The sequence below is a fragment of the Alcaligenes ammonioxydans genome (genome assembly GCF_019343455.1).
Lineage (GTDB): Bacteria > Pseudomonadota > Gammaproteobacteria > Burkholderiales > Burkholderiaceae_B > Alcaligenes > Alcaligenes ammonioxydans.
This window is the reverse complement of the sequence record NZ_CP049362.1, coordinates 3,635,944-3,650,734: the sequence shown is the minus strand read 5'-3', so window position 1 is coordinate 3,650,734 and position 14,791 is coordinate 3,635,944. Positions and strand designations below refer to the sequence as shown.

The following is a 14,791-nucleotide window of genomic DNA, read 5'->3' as shown; positions in this document are numbered from 1 at the left end:
GAACAGGAAAAATCATGATTCAAATGCAGACCACGCTGGACGTGGCCGACAACACAGGTGCGCGTTCCGTAATGTGCATCAAGGTGCTGGGCGGCTCGAAGCGCCGTTATGCCGCAATTGGTGACATCATCAAAGTTACCGTTAAAGAAGCGGCCCCGCGCGGACGCGTCAAAAAAGGCGAAATCTACAACGCTGTAGTGGTTCGTACCGCTAAGGGCGTGCGCCGTAAAGACGGTTCGCTGATTCGTTTCGGTGGCAATGCTGCCGTATTGCTCAATGCCAAGCTGGAACCCATCGGCACCCGTATCTTCGGACCCGTTACGCGTGAACTGCGTACCGAGAAGTTCATGAAGATCGTGTCCTTGGCTCCCGAAGTGCTGTAAGGAGCGCGAAAAAATGCAAAAAATTCGTAAAGGCGACGAAGTTATTGTGCTGACCGGCCGTGATAAAAAACGCCGTGGCACAGTACTGCAACGCGTCGATGCAGACCACGTTATCGTGGAAGGCATCAACGTAGTCAAAAAACACGTTAAAGCCAATCCTATGGCTGGCACGCAGGGTGGTATCGTCGACAAGACCATGCCTATCCACATCTCGAACGTTGCACTGTTCAACCCAGAAACCGGCAAGGGCGACCGCGTTGGTATCCAGGTGATCGACGGTCAGAAAACGCGTGTTTATCGTTCCAGCGGCAAGGCCGTTGGCGCCAAGGCTTAAGGGGCGGATAACATGGCACGTTTACAAGATTTCTACCGCGAAAAAGTGGTTGCCGACCTGCAAAAGCAGTTCGAGTACAAGAGCATCATGGAAGTACCGCGCATCACCAAGATCACTCTGAACATGGGTGTCTCGGAAGCGGTTGCTGACAAGAAGATTATCGAGAACGCGGTATCGGACATGACCAAAATTGCTGGTCAAAAACCCGTTATCACGAAAACCCGCAAAGCTATTGCCGGTTTTAAGATTCGCGAAGATTACCCGATCGGTTGTATGGTGACCCTGCGCGGTCAACGCATGTACGAATTCCTGGATCGTCTGGTCGCTGTGGCTCTGCCACGCGTACGTGACTTCCGTGGTGTGTCGGGTCGTGCGTTTGACGGCCGTGGCAACTACAACATGGGGGTTAAAGAGCAAATCATTTTCCCCGAAATCGAGTACGACAAAATCGACGCAGTGCGTGGTCTGAACATCAGCATCACTACAACTGCCAAGACGGACGAAGAGGCCAAGGCGCTGCTTAGCGCGTTCAGCTTCCCGTTCCGCAACTAAGGGGCGCAACGTGGCTAAACTTTCCCTCATCAATCGCGACATCAAGCGCGCCAAGCTGGCTGAGAAATTCGCCGCCAAGCGTGCAGCACTGAAAGCGATCATTGACGACCAGTCCAAGTCTGACGAAGAGCGCTACGAGGCTCGTTTGCAGTTGCAACAATTGCCACGCAACGCGAACCCGACCCGTCAACGCAACCGTTGCGTTATCACCGGTCGCCCCCGTGGTGTTTTCAAGAAATTCGGTTTGACTCGCCATAAAGTGCGCGAAATGGCAATGCGCGGCGAGATCCCCGGTATGACCAAGGCCAGCTGGTAGGAGAAATACACATGAGCATGAGCGATCCAATCGCCGATATGTTGACCCGCGTGCGTAACGCGCAAATGGTCAACAAGACATCGGTTAGCATGCCCTCCTCGAAGCTGAAAGCAGCTATTGCTGCTGTGCTGAAAGACGAAGGCTACATCGAAGATTTCCGTATCGTTGGCGAAAAAGCCAAGCCAGAACTGGAAGTCACCCTGAAATACTATGCCGGCCAGCCAGTCATCGAGCGCATCGACCGCGTTTCGCGTCCTGGACTGCGCATCTACAAAAGCAGCACAAGCATCCCTCAAGTCATGAACGGCTTGGGTGTTGCCATCGTGTCCACGTCTCGCGGCGTGATGACCGATCGCAAAGCACGTGCAGCTGGCGTCGGTGGCGAAGTGCTGTGCTACGTGGCATAAGGAGAACATCATATGTCACGTATCGCTAAGTATCCCGTTTCCTTGCCCAAGGGCGTAGAAACGACTATTGCCGCTGATCAGATCACGGTCAAAGGCCCTCTGGGCACTTTGGTTCAATCTCTGACTGGCGACGTCACCATCGAACTTCAAGACGGTCAGCTGTCTTTTGCCGCTGCGAACGAAACTCGTCACGCAAACGCAATGTCCGGCACCGTGCGCCAACTGGTCAACAACATGGTTGTTGGCGTGAGCGCCGGTTTCGAACGCAAGCTGAGTCTGGTTGGCGTGGGTTTCCGTGCCTCCGTCCAGGGTAATGCCTTGAAGTTGCAACTGGGTTTCTCGCACGACATCGTGCACGACCTGCCTGAAGGCATCAAAGCCGAGTGTCCTACTCCGACCGAAATCGTGATCAAGGGCTCGAACAAGCAGGTGGTTGGTCAGGTTGCCGCTGAAATTCGTGGCTATCGTCCACCAGAGCCTTACAAAGGCAAGGGTGTACGTTACGTCGGCGAACGCGTCATCCTCAAGGAAACCAAGAAGAAATAAGCCCGCAGGCAAGGACGAATCATGGACAAGAAACAATCCCGTATGCGTCGTGCAGTGGCTACTCGCCGCAAGATCGCCGAACTGCGCGTACACCGCCTGTCGGTGCATCGCACGAATACGCATATTTACGCGAGCATCATCTCGCCCGAAGGCGACCGCGTTCTGGTCAGTGCTTCCACTGTCGAGAGCGAAGTTCGCAAAGAATTGGCCGTTGGCAGCAACGTAGCGGCAGCCAGCCTGGTTGGCAAGCGCGTCGCCGAAAAGGCGAAGGCTGCTGGCATCGAGACGGTTGCTTTCGACCGCTCGGGCTTCCGTTACCATGGCCGCGTGAAAGCGCTGGCCGAGGCCGCGCGTGAAGCCGGCTTGAAATTCTAAAGGAATTATCAAATGGCTAAAGCACAAGGCAGACAGGCTCCAGAGCAAGAGCGCGATGATGGCCTGAAAGAAAAAATGATTGCGGTCAACCGCGTCAGCAAAGTGGTTAAGGGTGGTCGCACCATGAGCTTTGCTTCGCTGGCCGTGGTCGGTGACGGCGATGGTCGTATCGGCATGGGTAAGGGCAAAGCCCGCGAAGTACCCGTTGCTGTTCAGAAGGCAATGGAACAGGCCCGTCGCGGCCTGATCAAAGTGCCTCTGAAAAACGGCACCTTGCATCACACCGTAGTTGGTAAGCACGGTGCAGCCACCGTTCTGATCTCTCCCGCAGCTGAAGGTACTGGTGTTATCGCCGGTGGCCCAATGCGCGCTATCTTCGAAGTGATGGGCGTGCGCAACGTCGTAGCCAAGAGCCTGGGTTCCAGCAACCCATACAACATGGTTCGCGCTACATTGAACGGTTTGCGTGCTTGCTCGACACCTGCTGACATTGCTGCCAAGCGTGGCAAGACAGTTGAAGAAATTCTGGGGTAAGTCATGGCACAGAAACAAATCAAAGTTACGTTGGTGCGTTCGGTCATCGGCACAAAGCAAAGCCACCGCGACACCGTTCGCGGCCTGGGTCTGCGCCGAGTCAACACCAGCCGTGTATTGGTTGATACTCCTGAGGTTCGTGGGATGATCCGCAAGGTGGATTATCTGGTTACGGTCTCGGAAGCCTGAAAGGAATCGGGATGTCTGAATTGCAATTGAACAATCTCAAGCCCGCCGCTGGCGCCAAACACGCAGCACGCCGTGTTGGTCGCGGTGTCGGTTCCGGCTTGGGTAAAACCGGCGGACGTGGTCATAAAGGCCAGAAATCGCGCTCGGGTGGTTTTCATAAAGTCGGTTTCGAAGGCGGTCAAATGCCTTTGCAACGTCGTTTGCCCAAGCGTGGTTTCACCACCCTGGACGACCACCTGTACGCAGAAGTACGTCTGTCCGAACTGCAAAAAATGGATGCCGAAGTTATCGACGTCCAGGCACTGAAGCAGGCTGGCGTGGTTGGCCAAATGGTGCGTTACGCTAAAGTCATCAAATCCGGTGAACTTTCCCGTAAAGTTGCGCTGAAAGGCATTAATGCAACGGCCGGCGCTCGCGCCGCGATCGAAGCAGCCGGCGGCTCGCTGGAATAAAAAGGGGTCACGGTGGCAAAAGCTCAGGCACAGAGTAAGTCGGGTCCGCGCTACGGCGATTTAAAACGTCGTCTCGTTTTCCTGTTGCTCGCCCTGATTGTCTACCGCTTGGGTACGCACATTCCGGTACCAGGCATCAATCCTGATGCCTTGTCCGAACTGTTTACTCAAAACCAGAGTGGTATTCTGGGTTTGTTTAATATGTTCTCCGGTGGTGCTTTAGAGCGATTCTCAGTGTTCGCACTGGGAATCATGCCCTACATCTCTGCGTCCATCATCATGCAATTGATGACCGCTGTGGTGCCCACGCTGGAAGCAATCAAAAAAGAGGGTGAGTCGGGTCGTCGCAAGATCACGCAATACACCCGTTACGGAACGGTCTTTTTGGCTTTGTTCCAGGGAGTTGGGATTTCCATCGCTCTAGAATCGCAGCCCGGTCTGGTTATCGACCCAGGGATGCTGTTTCGCTTCACGACAGTGGTAACACTGGTCACTGGCACCATGTTCGTCATGTGGCTCGGTGAGCAGATTACTGAACGTGGATTGGGCAATGGTATTTCCATACTGATCTTCGCCGGTATCGTAGCGGGTCTGCCTAATGCTTTGGGCGGTATGCTTGATCTGGTGCGTACGGATTCCATGTCGATTCTATCGGCACTGTTTATCCTCGTTTTAGTAGCCGCCGTCACGTACTTCGTCGTCTTTGTCGAGCGTGGTCAGCGTCGTATCACGGTGAACTACGCCAAACGGCAAGTAGGCAACCGTATCTATGGTGGTCAAAGCTCGCATTTGCCGCTGAAACTGAACATGGCTGGCGTGATCCCTCCGATCTTCGCTTCGTCCATCATTCTGTTGCCAGCGACAATTGCTAATTGGTTCTCCAGCACGCCCGGTTTGGGTTGGTTGCGTGAAATCGAGGCTGCTTTGTCGCCGCGTCAGCCGCTTTACATTACTTTGTTCTCCGCGCTGATCATCTTGTTCTGCTTTTTCTACACGGCCCTGGTGTTTAACAGCCGCGAAACTGCAGACAACCTGAAAAAGAGTGGAGCTTTCGTACCAGGTATTCGTCCCGGTGACCAAACAGCGCGTTATATCGACAAGATCTTGATGCGTTTGACCTTGGCCGGTGCGATCTACATTACCTTGGTGTGTCTGGTACCAGAGTTCTTGCAAATGCGCTGGAATGTACCGTTCTATTTTGGCGGCACATCCTTGCTGATTATTGTTGTAGTAACCATGGACTTCATGGCGCAGGCCCAGGCCTATGTCATGTCACAACAATACGACTCGCTGCTCAAGAAGGCTAACTTCAAAGGCTCGAGCTTGCCGATGCGGTAATTCACGAAAATGGCAAAGGACGACGTCATTCAAATGCAGGGACAGGTTCTTGAGAACCTTCCCAACGCAACTTTTCGCGTCAAGCTGGAAAATGGTCACGTAGTGCTCGGATACATTTCAGGCAAAATGCGTATGCACTATATCCGGATTCTGCCGGGCGATAAGGTCACTGTGGAGCTCACGCCCTATGATCTATCCCGAGCACGAATTGTGTTCCGCTCCAAATAAGCGGCCGGTTACAGGAAACTAGGAGTCAAACCATGAAGGTAATGGCATCAGTAAAGCGGATCTGCCGCAACTGCAAAATCATTAAACGTCATGGCGTGGTGCGTGTCATCTGCACCGATCCACGCCATAAGCAGCGTCAAGGCTAAGTTGCCGAAACGCAACCGATTTAACAAGGAATAACCATGGCCCGTATTGCCGGCATTAACATCCCGCCGCATCAACACGCCGAAATCGGTCTTACCGCGATTTTCGGCATCGGTCGCACCCGCGCTCGCAAGATTTGCGAAGCATCGGGTATTGAATACTCCAAGAAGGTCAAAGATCTGACCGACGCGGAACTCGAGCGCATTCGCGAACAGATCGGCTTGTTCACCGTTGAAGGTGACCTGCGTCGTGAAGTTCAGCTCTCGATCAAGCGTTTGGCTGACTTGGGAACTTACCGTGGCATGCGTCATCGTCGCGGTCTGCCAGTGCGCGGCCAACGTACACGCACTAACGCTCGCACCCGTAAAGGTCCGCGTCGCGCCGCCGCGTCCCTGAAGAAATAATCGAGGAATAGAAGATGGCCAAAGCTTCTAGCAGCGCTTCACGCGCACGCAAGAAAGTCAAAAAAAGCGTGTCGGACGGGATTGCTCACGTCCACGCTTCTTTTAACAACACGATCATCACCATTACTGACCGTCAGGGCAACGCATTGTCCTGGGCTACGTCGGGTGGCGCTGGCTTTAAAGGCTCGCGTAAATCCACGCCGTTTGCCGCGCAGGTTGCCGCTGAAACAGCCGGCCGTACTGCCATGGAATACGGTATTAAAAATCTTGAAGTTCGCATCAAGGGCCCCGGTCCAGGCCGTGAATCGTCTGTGCGTGCTCTGAATGCTCTGGGTATCAAGATCACCAGCATTGCAGACATCACACCGGTTCCGCATAACGGCTGCCGTCCGCCCAAGCGTCGTCGCATCTAAGGGGAAGCGAAGTGGCTCGTTATATTGGACCAAAATGCAAGCTCTCGCGTCGCGAGGGTACCGATCTGTTTTTGAAGAGCGCTCGTCGTTCGCTGGATTCCAAGTGCAAACTGGAATCGCGTCCTGGTCAGCACGGCCGCACCTCGGGTGCCCGTACGTCTGACTTCGGTCTGCAGCTGCGCGAAAAGCAAAAGCTCAAGCGCATGTACGGCGTGCTGGAAAAGCAATTCCGCAAATACTACGTTGAAGCTGACCGCCGCCGTGGCAACACCGGTGAAACGCTGATTCAATTGCTGGAATCGCGTCTGGACAACGTGGTGTACCGCATGGGTTTCGGCTCCACACGTGCCGAAGCTCGCCAGCTGGTTAACCACCGTGCTATCGAAGTCAACGGTCACACCGCTGACATCGCTTCCATGCTGATCAAAGCCGGTGACGTGGTTGCCGTGCGTGAGAAAGCCAAATCCCAAAGCCGTATCAAGGAATCCTTGGAACTGGCGACCGGTATTGGCCTGCCTCAGTGGGTGGAAGTGGACGCTGCCAAGCTGTCCGGCGTGTTCAAGCAAGTTCCTGACCGCGCTGACGTCGCTCAAGACGTTAACGAATCGCTGGTTGTTGAGTTGTACTCGCGTTAATTTTTTACGCGAAGACCACTTATACAATGCAGTAAAGCAGGCCCACTTCCCGTTTTTCGGCAAGTGGGCTTTGCGATACTTTCTGCTGGCTTAGGCCAGTTTCCGTCAGCCTTATCGGTGTAACGAGCCGAGGGTATTGAAAAGGAAATCGAATGTCTCAAGGTTTTTTGAAACCCCGTTCCATCGAAGTTGAACCGATCAGCAAAAATCACGCCAAGGTGATCATGGAGCCTTTCGAGCGCGGCTACGGCCACACTCTGGGCAACGCACTGCGTCGTATCTTGCTGTCCTCCATGACCGGCTATGCACCGACTGAAGTGCAGATTACCGGTGTGGTGCACGAGTACTCCACGCTGCCAGGCGTGGGCGAGGACGTGGTTGATATCTTGATGAACCTGAAGGGCGTGGTCTTCAAGCTGCACAGCCGTGAAGAAGTTACGCTGATCCTGCGCAAAGAAGGCGCGGGTCAAGTTCTGGCCAGCGACATTGAATTGCCGCACGACGTTGAAATCATCAACCCCAATCATGTGATTGCCACCTTGACCGACGACGGCAAGCTGGAAATGCAAATCAAGGTTGAGCAAGGCCGTGGCTACGTTCCTGGTAACGTGCGCGCCCTGGCCGATGATCGCACCCACACGATCGGTCGTATCGTGCTGGACGCATCTTACAGCCCCGTGCGTCGTGTGAGCTACGCGGTCGAAAACGCCCGTGTGGAACAGCGTACTGACCTGGACAAGCTGGTTCTGGACATCGAAACCAACGGCGTGATCTCGCCCGAGGAAGCCGTGCGCCAGTCTGCTCGTATCCTGATGGATCAGATCTCTGTGTTTGCTGCTCTGGAAGGTGTGGGCGATGCCTACGAAGCTCCAGTGCGTGGCGCTCCACAGATCGATCCCGTGTTGCTGCGTCCTGTCGACGATCTGGAACTGACGGTTCGTTCCGCCAACTGCCTGAAAGCCGAAAATATTTACTACATCGGCGATCTGATCCAGCGTACCGAAAACGAACTGTTGAAGACACCAAACCTGGGCCGCAAGTCCTTGAACGAAATCAAGGAAGTGTTGGCCGCACGTGGTCTGACTTTGGGCATGAAGCTCGAAAACTGGCCGCCACTGGGTCTTGAGCGTCCATAAGTAGTAAGCAAGACAGTCATTTCTTAGACGCTGCCTACACTTTTTCTGGTGTGGTACACCTGCAAAAAGTGTAGGTGGCGGCTAAAAATGTGCTATTGTTTTACGTTGTCCATCTGGTCCGCAGCTTAGCTGATAGAAGAACCGGATTTACGCATGTCGCATACGCGGCGTGCCAACTAAGATTCATTATTTAGGAAAATCATCATGCGTCACCGTCACGGTCTACGTAAACTGAATCGTACCAGCAGCCACCGTTTGGCCATGTTCCGCAACATGTCCGTGTCCCTGCTGACCCACGAAGCCATCAAAACCACCCTGCCTAAAGCTAAAGAGCTGCGCCGCGTGGTTGAGCCCCTGATCACTTTGGCTAAAAACCCAACCTTGGCAAACCGTCGTCTGGCTTTCGCCCGTCTGCGCGACCGCGATGCAGTGACCAAGCTGTTTGAAGTTTTCGGCCCACGTTACCAAGAGCGTAACGGTGGCTACACCCGCATCCTGAAAATGGGTTTCCGTCAGGGTGACAACGCTCCTATGGCATTCATGGAGCTGGTGGATCGTCCAGAAGTTCAGGAAGAAGCCGCTGCTGAATAAGCATCGCTTGTTTCTCTCGTAGTATTGAAAACGGACTCTCAGGAGTCCGTTTTTTTATTCCCACGGTCTTTCTTGCACCCTGAGAAGAAGGCTCTGGATGTTCCAGACGCGGGCATGGGGTTCCGGCCTCACCCGTATTTGTTTTTAGTTTGCCCGCGCAGCAGCCCCCCTTTAGACCAGGAAGTTTGAGGCCCCGCCTGCCTTCGCATGCTTGCCGAGACTGTTTTCAAATTCCCGCACCCATTGATCCCACGTTCAGCGTAAAGGCCCGCTTACTGGTTTCGTGATCAGGAAAACGCTGCCTGTATTGACAGCAAGACGCTGTTATATAAGGGTTTTTACTGATATGGGTGCTGTGTATCGCTTTATGGTTCAAATAATTGCAGGCAATTGATAAAACCCGCAGTGATTCGATAGTAGGGCTGACGGCCGCTCCCTAAAATCTGCGCTATATCAGCTTTGCCATGGTGGCGGGCTGCAAAGAACGACGATTTTCAGGAGACTGGCGATGGCACAGAATACATTGCTGACACACGATAAGTTTCTGCTGGGTACGTTTGCCACCAATTGTGGCGGCGGCATGACGGTATCGACCTTGCCGGATCGCTGGCAGGCTACTTGGGAAAACAATCTGAAGCTGGGCAAGCTGCTGGATGAGGCTGGCATCGACTTCATGCTGCCCATTGCCCGTTGGATCGGTTACGGCGGCGAAACCGATTTTCATGGCTATGTGCTGGAAACCGTGACCTGGGCGACGGCCTTGCTGGCTAACACTCGCAATATCAGCGTGTTTGCCACTGTGCATACCGTTGCCAACCACCCCGTGGTGATTGCCAAGCAGATCGCCACCATGGCGCAGATGAGTGGCAATCGGGTTGGTCTAAATATTGTGGCGGGCTGGAACAAGCCTGAATACGACGCCTTGGGAGTCACGTTGCCGGACGATCATGAAACCCGGTATGGCTATGCTCAGGAATGGTTCGACCTGATCAAGAAGATCTGGCACCACGACGGCCGTTTCGATTGGGACGGCAAGTATTTCCAGGCCAAGGGAGTATATGGCAATCCTCGCCCTGAGTTTGATCCGCCTATCTTTAATGCTGCCGGTTCCGGTCAGGGACGTGAGTTCGCCAGTCGTAATGCCAATTTCCTGTTCACCCCGGCCATGGAGCTGGACCGTTCCGCCAAGGAAGTGGCTGAACTGAAGGCGTTGGGCGAGTCGCAAGGTCGCAAGGTCGATGTGATGACCTTTTCGCATGTGGTGTGCCGTCCCACCGAAGCTGAAGCCAAGGCTGAGTGGGAGCGCATCATGGGCAACATCGACAATGGCGCGGTCGACAATCTGATGCGCCTGCAGTTTGCCCATGCGCACTCCTTCCCGCATGAGCTGCTGGAACAGATTCGCGAACGTATGGCAGCCGGTCATGGCGGCTTCCCGCTGGTGGGTACGCCCGAGCAAGTGGCTGATGGTTTGTGTGCACTGCACGCGGCCGGTTTCCGGGGAACAACCTTGTCCTTTGTGGACTATGTTCAGGAATTCCCGTATTTCCGTGATACTGTGCTGCCTTTGTTGCAGCAGCGCGGCATTCGCTAAGAGCGATCGGCTGGCTATCGGGCAGGGGCTGACTTGCCGGGGGAATAGCCAGTACATGTGCGCCCTGCAAGCGGCGCTGTTCGGATGACAGCGCTGCCCCTACGATTAGAAAAGGTGAATCATGCCTGTGGAATTGGCTTTCTTACCGACAGAACAAGCGCTTGAGGCGCCGGGAGTTTCTGCCGATCAGTTCAAACGTGCTATGCGCCATCTGGGCGGCACAGCCAGTGTGATTACGGTTGAACATCAAGGTCAGCGCAGTGGTCTGACGGCGACCTCGGTGACCTCGGTAGCGGCGGATCCTGCAGAAGTGCTGGTTTGCGTCAATCAAAGCTCCTCGTCCTGGCCTTTGATGCGCGACAGCGGTTTGTTTGGTGTAAATATGCTGGGTGCCCAACAGGCTGACCTGGCTCTGCAGTTTGCCGGTTTCAAAGGCGAGCAAGGTGATGCACGTTATGCCGGGCACGATTGGCTGTGTACCGAGCATGGTATTTGGCTGGCTCGACAGGCCCCTGCCGCTTTGGCTTGCCAGATTGTGGAGGTCATCGAGCGTCACAGCCACGCCTTGGTGCTGGGCCGTGTGCTGCAGGTGCATCATGCCGAGCAAGAGCAGGATTCGCCCCTGCTGTATTGGCAGGGGCGGTTTGGACGGTTTCAGGGGCAGTAGCTCGTCGACGTAGCGACCTTTGGCCGGCCCTGTGAGCCCGGCCTAGGGATTGTCTCGATGTTGCAGTGCGGGAGGCTGTGTCACACTAGGGCACAGCTTTTTTATCGCTTGTTGCGACGCTCATGACCACCATACTGAATCGCTATGCCCAGCTGCATTCGCAGGATGTGGACTGCGTTCAGCACTATATCTCCCAGGTTTTCTGTCCGCACAGCCTGACCCTGGCGGATACGCGTCAGCGCCTGAACGCCCGTCTGTATTTACGCCAAGGCCAGGATGTGGCCTATGGTCGTTTGCGCTATGGGGCGCAGGTGCAGATTGAGCCTCAGCCGCTGGATGACTTCTATCTCTTGCAGATTCCCCTGTCGGGGCAAGAGCAGATCCATACGGAACATGGACGCTTTGCCTCCACATCACGTCTGGCTTCCATCATCAGCCCGACGCAAGCTTTCAGCATGGAACACAGCCTGGAAGCCGACAAGTTGTTCGTCCGTATAGGTCGCCAAGGGCTGGAGCGTCATTATCAGGACTATTTTGCGCAGCCCGTGCGTGGCCCATTGGAGTTTCAGCCCTCCATTCCTTTTGATGCGCCCGGTGGTGCCAGCCTGCGTCGCCTGCTGGACTGGCAGTTTGCCGAAGTGTCCGATGGCACCTTGTTCGACCAGCCCCGTCAGGTGCGCCAGTTTGAGCAGACCCTGATTTATGCCTTGTTCGAACTGCATCAGCACAATCAGCCTGCGCACAAGACGCCGGCCGCTTTGCCCCATGTTTTGCGGCGTGCCCTGGACTTCATGGAAAGCCAGGCCGGTCAGCCTATCACCATTGGCGATATTGCCCAGGCGGCCGGTGTGAGCGTGCGCAGTCTGTACGCAGGGTTCCGGGAGCATCTGGGCGTAGCCCCCATGGCACGTTTGAAACAAATGCGTTTGGAGGCAGCCCGGCGTTACTTGCAACAAGGCGGGATGTCGGTCACCGAGGTTGCCTTGGCTTGCGGTTTTACGCATTTGGGGCAGTTTTCCGCGGATTACCGGCATAGCTTTGGCGAGCGCCCGTCTGAAACATTGAGCGGCTTGAGTCGTCCCCGGGCTGGCAGCTAAGCATTGCCATCCGGCGCTACACTAAGGGCTCTGACTAGGAGCCCCGCATGTCCGCTGATACTCCCCCTAATTCCAAAACGCCCTTAGCCTTGACCTTGCCCGATCTGGACGCGCAGCAGCTGGTGCTGGCGCAAACCACGGTGCCGGATATGATGCTGGCCAAATATCTGGCTCATCATCTGGTTGAGGACGGAATTGCCGCTTGTGCGAACCTTGCGCCCAGCAGCTTGTCCATGTACATGTGGCAAGGGGAGTTGCAAGGCGATGAGGAAATCACGCTGACTTTCAAAACCACAGTGGCCCGGCTACCGGAATTGGCAGATCGCTTGTGTGAGCAGCATCCTTACGAGCTGCCAGAATTGATTGTGCTTCCGGTTGTTGGTGGTTTCACCGCTTATCTGGATTGGGTTCGTACCCAGACACGCCCTGCGTGAGTGCAGTTAGCCCAGCCTAATAAATCGGAATAGATTTGTGCCTTTGTCTTTAAAGCGTTCTCCATTTTCCGCCCACGGCCCTGGGGCCTGGTTTGCTGTTTTTTTTGCCCTGATGCTGGCTTGGCTGGCAACGCCCTTGGCGGCGCAGGCAGAAGAAGAGTTTCTGGACCCTGAGCAGGCGTTTGTGTTGACGGCGGCCATGAGTCAGCCCCATCAGCTGGATATCCACTTTCAGATTGCGCCTGAATACTATATGTATCGCAAGCGTTTCGCCGTCTCGACCGAGAAGGCGGAGCAGGTAGGCAAGCTTCAACTGCCCGAAGGAGAGCGGGTTTACGATCCTACCTTTGACGAGGTCATGGAGGTCTACCGCCATTCGGTTACGTTGCGCGTACCGGTCCTGGCAGACAGCTCCATAGGACACGATCTGACGGTCGATGTGGTCAGTCAGGGTTGTGCCGACGCAGGTCTATGCTATTCCCCGTCGACTCAAACGCTGACCTTGATCCCCACCGGGCAGGGCTGGGAAGTGGCCGGGCCTTTTGGCGTGGTGTCGGTGCCGGCCCCAGGAGAGGGGGCAAGCCAGAATCCGGCCCAGGCGAACCCCGATTCCACGGTCGCCCCTTCCCGTAGTGCGGGGGTGGCCTCGGCATTGAGCCTGAGTGATGTGGGTCTGGCCGACTACCTCAAGCAGGCTGGGTGGGGTCAGATCGTGCTGCTGAGCTTTGTGTTTGGCTTGCTGCTGTCCTTTACGCCCTGCGTCCTGCCGATGGTGCCGATTTTGCTGTCCATCATTGCTGGACGGAATCAGCCTGCGCCATCGCGCTGGCACGGCCTGAAGATGGCGTTTGCCTTTGTGCTGGGTCTGTCCCTGGTCTACACCTTGCTGGGTGTGGCCGCCGGCTTGCTGGGAGCCGGTTTGGCGAGCTGGTTGCAGAACCCGTGGGTATTGGGTCTGTTCGCCTTGATCCTGGTGGTGTTGGCCTTGTCCATGCTGGATGTCTTCACGGTACAGGCTCCGGCGGCGCTGCAAAATCGTTTGAATAAAACCATGAACCGTTTGCCGGGCGGGCAGATGGGTGGCGTGTTCCTGATGGGCATGCTGTCTGCGCTGATTGTCGGTCCTTGCGTGGCAGCGCCTCTGGCGGGCGTGCTGCTGTTTATCTCGCAGACGGGGGATGTGGTCCTGGGTGGTTCGGCCCTGTTTGCCTTGGCCTGGGGTTCAGGCGTCTTGCTGCTGATTGTGGGTGCGGGTTCGGGCAGTGTCTTGCCCAAGGCCGGCGCCTGGATGGAAAGCGTCAAGACCGCTTTTGGTGTCTTGTTGCTGGCTACCGCCTGGTGGATGGTCTCGCCCCTGATGTCTGGCACGATTGCTGTCTTTGGCTGGGTTGTCCTGGCTTTGTGGGCGGCTGCCTTGCTGGGCGCGTTTGGGCGCGGCACGGCTGCACGTACGCCGTGGTCGGGCTTGCGACAGGGTGTGGGCATGATGCTGGCGGTCTGGGCCATCATGATGATGATCAGCATTGCCCTGGGTCGCCCCAGCGTGATTCGCCCTTTGGAAGGGCTGAAATCCTCGGGTACGGTGACGGCAGCCCAAAGCCAGGTTGAGTTCCAGCGCGTACTGACCCTGCAGGAGCTGGAAGGGCGTCTGGCCAAGACCACTCGCCCCGTAATGCTGGATTTCTACGCAGACTGGTGTGTGTCCTGCATTGAAATGGAGAATTTCACGTTTAGCGATCCCGCCGTCGCGCAACGCATGGCGCAGTTTGAGTTGCTGCAGGTGGATGTGACGGCCAACACCCCTGAGGATCGGGCATTGCTGAAACATTTCCGCTTGTTTGGACCTCCCGGCATCCTGTTTTTTGATTCCAAAGGGAAACAGCTGGAGCAATTGCGCGTGATTGGTTTTCAGGATGCCAGCCGCTTTTCCAAAGTGTTGGATGAGGCTCTGGCCGGTGCTTGAAGACGTTGATTTTTTCGAAACCGGGCTTATCGGTGCCTAACAGTCGGTAGATCGTCGCG

Annotated in this window: 23 protein-coding genes; all 23 read left to right on the top strand. The window is 55.5% G+C overall.

Going from position 1 to position 14,791, the window contains the following annotated elements:
* Window positions 1–14 precede the first annotated feature (14 nt).
* The 23 genes from rplN (at window position 15) to dsbD (ending at window position 14,732) form a co-directional block, all read left to right on the top strand.
* A complete protein-coding gene (gene rplN / locus FE795_RS16690) occupies window positions 15–383 on the top strand; it encodes a 50S ribosomal protein L14 (protein ID WP_003805375.1) in 369 nt (122 codons plus the stop codon).
* 13 nt (window positions 384–396) lie between these two features.
* Window positions 397–717 (top strand): 50S ribosomal protein L24, encoded by a 321-nt coding sequence (gene rplX, locus FE795_RS16685; protein ID WP_003805373.1) that lies wholly within the window; start codon window positions 397–399, stop codon window positions 715–717.
* A gap of 12 nt (window positions 718–729) precedes the next feature.
* Window positions 730–1,269: a 50S ribosomal protein L5 gene (rplE, locus tag FE795_RS16680; RefSeq protein WP_003805372.1), complete on the top strand. Its 540-nt coding sequence runs from the start codon at window positions 730–732 to the stop codon at window positions 1,267–1,269.
* A 10-nt stretch (window positions 1,270–1,279) separates the two neighbouring features.
* Complete coding sequence (gene rpsN / locus FE795_RS16675; protein WP_003805371.1) at window positions 1,280–1,585, top strand: 30S ribosomal protein S14; 306 nt, start codon at window positions 1,280–1,282, stop codon at window positions 1,583–1,585.
* Window positions 1,586–1,596: 11 nt separating this feature from the next.
* Complete coding sequence (gene rpsH, locus FE795_RS16670; RefSeq protein ID WP_003805370.1) at window positions 1,597–1,992, top strand: 30S ribosomal protein S8; 396 nt, start codon at window positions 1,597–1,599, stop codon at window positions 1,990–1,992.
* Window positions 1,993–2,004: 12 nt separating this feature from the next.
* Window positions 2,005–2,538: a 50S ribosomal protein L6 gene (rplF, locus tag FE795_RS16665; protein ID WP_003805369.1), complete on the top strand. Its 534-nt coding sequence runs from the start codon at window positions 2,005–2,007 to the stop codon at window positions 2,536–2,538.
* A gap of 21 nt (window positions 2,539–2,559) precedes the next feature.
* Complete coding sequence (rplR, locus tag FE795_RS16660; protein ID WP_003805368.1) at window positions 2,560–2,913, top strand: 50S ribosomal protein L18; 354 nt, start codon at window positions 2,560–2,562, stop codon at window positions 2,911–2,913.
* A gap of 12 nt (window positions 2,914–2,925) precedes the next feature.
* Entirely contained in the window at window positions 2,926–3,447 is a 522-nt protein-coding gene (rpsE, locus tag FE795_RS16655; RefSeq protein WP_003805367.1) for a 30S ribosomal protein S5, read from the top strand.
* Window positions 3,448–3,450: 3 nt separating this feature from the next.
* The gene (gene rpmD / locus FE795_RS16650; protein ID WP_003805366.1) at window positions 3,451–3,636 is read left to right on the top strand and encodes a 50S ribosomal protein L30; all 186 of its coding nucleotides are present in this window, start codon (window positions 3,451–3,453) and stop codon (window positions 3,634–3,636) included.
* A gap of 11 nt (window positions 3,637–3,647) precedes the next feature.
* Complete coding sequence (gene rplO, locus FE795_RS16645) at window positions 3,648–4,088, top strand: 50S ribosomal protein L15 (protein ID WP_022983333.1); 441 nt, start codon at window positions 3,648–3,650, stop codon at window positions 4,086–4,088.
* 12 nt (window positions 4,089–4,100) lie between these two features.
* Window positions 4,101–5,426: a preprotein translocase subunit SecY gene (secY, locus tag FE795_RS16640; RefSeq protein ID WP_003805363.1), complete on the top strand. Its 1,326-nt coding sequence runs from the start codon at window positions 4,101–4,103 to the stop codon at window positions 5,424–5,426.
* 9 nt (window positions 5,427–5,435) lie between these two features.
* A complete protein-coding gene (infA, locus tag FE795_RS16635) occupies window positions 5,436–5,654 on the top strand; it encodes a translation initiation factor IF-1 (RefSeq protein WP_003805361.1) in 219 nt (72 codons plus the stop codon).
* A gap of 32 nt (window positions 5,655–5,686) precedes the next feature.
* A complete protein-coding gene (gene rpmJ, locus FE795_RS16630; protein ID WP_003805360.1) occupies window positions 5,687–5,800 on the top strand; it encodes a 50S ribosomal protein L36 in 114 nt (37 codons plus the stop codon).
* 36 nt (window positions 5,801–5,836) lie between these two features.
* Window positions 5,837–6,202, top strand: a complete 366-nt coding sequence (gene rpsM / locus FE795_RS16625) for a 30S ribosomal protein S13 (RefSeq protein ID WP_003805346.1) — start codon at window positions 5,837–5,839, stop codon at window positions 6,200–6,202.
* Window positions 6,203–6,216: 14 nt separating this feature from the next.
* Window positions 6,217–6,615, top strand: coding sequence for a 30S ribosomal protein S11 (gene rpsK / locus FE795_RS16620; RefSeq protein WP_003805343.1), 399 nt, complete (start codon window positions 6,217–6,219; stop codon window positions 6,613–6,615).
* A gap of 11 nt (window positions 6,616–6,626) precedes the next feature.
* On the top strand, window positions 6,627–7,250 hold the full coding sequence (rpsD, locus tag FE795_RS16615) for a 30S ribosomal protein S4 (protein WP_003805341.1): 624 nt from the start codon (window positions 6,627–6,629) through the stop codon (window positions 7,248–7,250).
* A gap of 152 nt (window positions 7,251–7,402) precedes the next feature.
* Entirely contained in the window at window positions 7,403–8,386 is a 984-nt protein-coding gene (locus tag FE795_RS16610) for a DNA-directed RNA polymerase subunit alpha (protein ID WP_003805337.1), read from the top strand.
* A 204-nt stretch (window positions 8,387–8,590) separates the two neighbouring features.
* A complete protein-coding gene (rplQ, locus tag FE795_RS16605; protein ID WP_003805334.1) occupies window positions 8,591–8,977 on the top strand; it encodes a 50S ribosomal protein L17 in 387 nt (128 codons plus the stop codon).
* A gap of 508 nt (window positions 8,978–9,485) precedes the next feature.
* Window positions 9,486–10,571 (top strand): LLM class flavin-dependent oxidoreductase, encoded by a 1,086-nt coding sequence (locus FE795_RS16600; protein WP_003805331.1) that lies wholly within the window; start codon window positions 9,486–9,488, stop codon window positions 10,569–10,571.
* Between the two features lie 121 nt (window positions 10,572–10,692).
* Window positions 10,693–11,238, top strand: coding sequence for a flavin reductase family protein (locus FE795_RS16595; RefSeq protein WP_003805328.1), 546 nt, complete (start codon window positions 10,693–10,695; stop codon window positions 11,236–11,238).
* A gap of 122 nt (window positions 11,239–11,360) precedes the next feature.
* Window positions 11,361–12,335 (top strand): AraC family transcriptional regulator, encoded by a 975-nt coding sequence (locus FE795_RS16590; protein ID WP_003805326.1) that lies wholly within the window; start codon window positions 11,361–11,363, stop codon window positions 12,333–12,335.
* Window positions 12,336–12,382: 47 nt separating this feature from the next.
* Window positions 12,383–12,769, top strand: coding sequence for a divalent-cation tolerance protein CutA (gene cutA, locus FE795_RS16585; protein WP_219235342.1), 387 nt, complete (start codon window positions 12,383–12,385; stop codon window positions 12,767–12,769).
* 37 nt (window positions 12,770–12,806) lie between these two features.
* Window positions 12,807–14,732 (top strand): protein-disulfide reductase DsbD, encoded by a 1,926-nt coding sequence (gene dsbD, locus FE795_RS16580; RefSeq protein ID WP_131071087.1) that lies wholly within the window; start codon window positions 12,807–12,809, stop codon window positions 14,730–14,732.
* The last annotated feature ends 59 nt before the right edge of the window (window positions 14,733–14,791 follow it).

Coding starts and splice junctions, on each gene's coding strand:
- rplQ (WP_003805334.1), top strand. CDS start 8,591: ATGCGTCACCGTCACGGTCTACGTAAACTGAATCGTACCAGCAGCCAC.
- infA (WP_003805361.1), top strand. CDS start 5,436: ATGGCAAAGGACGACGTCATTCAAATGCAGGGACAGGTTCTTGAGAAC.
- rplO (WP_022983333.1), top strand. CDS start 3,648: ATGTCTGAATTGCAATTGAACAATCTCAAGCCCGCCGCTGGCGCCAAA.
- rpsH (WP_003805370.1), top strand. CDS start 1,597: ATGAGCATGAGCGATCCAATCGCCGATATGTTGACCCGCGTGCGTAAC.
- cutA (WP_219235342.1), top strand. CDS start 12,383: ATGTCCGCTGATACTCCCCCTAATTCCAAAACGCCCTTAGCCTTGACC.
- FE795_RS16600 (WP_003805331.1), top strand. CDS start 9,486: ATGGCACAGAATACATTGCTGACACACGATAAGTTTCTGCTGGGTACG.
- rpsM (WP_003805346.1), top strand. CDS start 5,837: ATGGCCCGTATTGCCGGCATTAACATCCCGCCGCATCAACACGCCGAA.
- rplF (WP_003805369.1), top strand. CDS start 2,005: ATGTCACGTATCGCTAAGTATCCCGTTTCCTTGCCCAAGGGCGTAGAA.
- rpmD (WP_003805366.1), top strand. CDS start 3,451: ATGGCACAGAAACAAATCAAAGTTACGTTGGTGCGTTCGGTCATCGGC.
- rpsE (WP_003805367.1), top strand. CDS start 2,926: ATGGCTAAAGCACAAGGCAGACAGGCTCCAGAGCAAGAGCGCGATGAT.
- rplR (WP_003805368.1), top strand. CDS start 2,560: ATGGACAAGAAACAATCCCGTATGCGTCGTGCAGTGGCTACTCGCCGC.
- FE795_RS16610 (WP_003805337.1), top strand. CDS start 7,403: ATGTCTCAAGGTTTTTTGAAACCCCGTTCCATCGAAGTTGAACCGATC.
- rpmJ (WP_003805360.1), top strand. CDS start 5,687: ATGAAGGTAATGGCATCAGTAAAGCGGATCTGCCGCAACTGCAAAATC.
- rplX (WP_003805373.1), top strand. CDS start 397: ATGCAAAAAATTCGTAAAGGCGACGAAGTTATTGTGCTGACCGGCCGT.
- FE795_RS16595 (WP_003805328.1), top strand. CDS start 10,693: ATGCCTGTGGAATTGGCTTTCTTACCGACAGAACAAGCGCTTGAGGCG.
- rpsK (WP_003805343.1), top strand. CDS start 6,217: ATGGCCAAAGCTTCTAGCAGCGCTTCACGCGCACGCAAGAAAGTCAAA.
- rplN (WP_003805375.1), top strand. CDS start 15: ATGATTCAAATGCAGACCACGCTGGACGTGGCCGACAACACAGGTGCG.
- rplE (WP_003805372.1), top strand. CDS start 730: ATGGCACGTTTACAAGATTTCTACCGCGAAAAAGTGGTTGCCGACCTG.
- FE795_RS16590 (WP_003805326.1), top strand. CDS start 11,361: ATGACCACCATACTGAATCGCTATGCCCAGCTGCATTCGCAGGATGTG.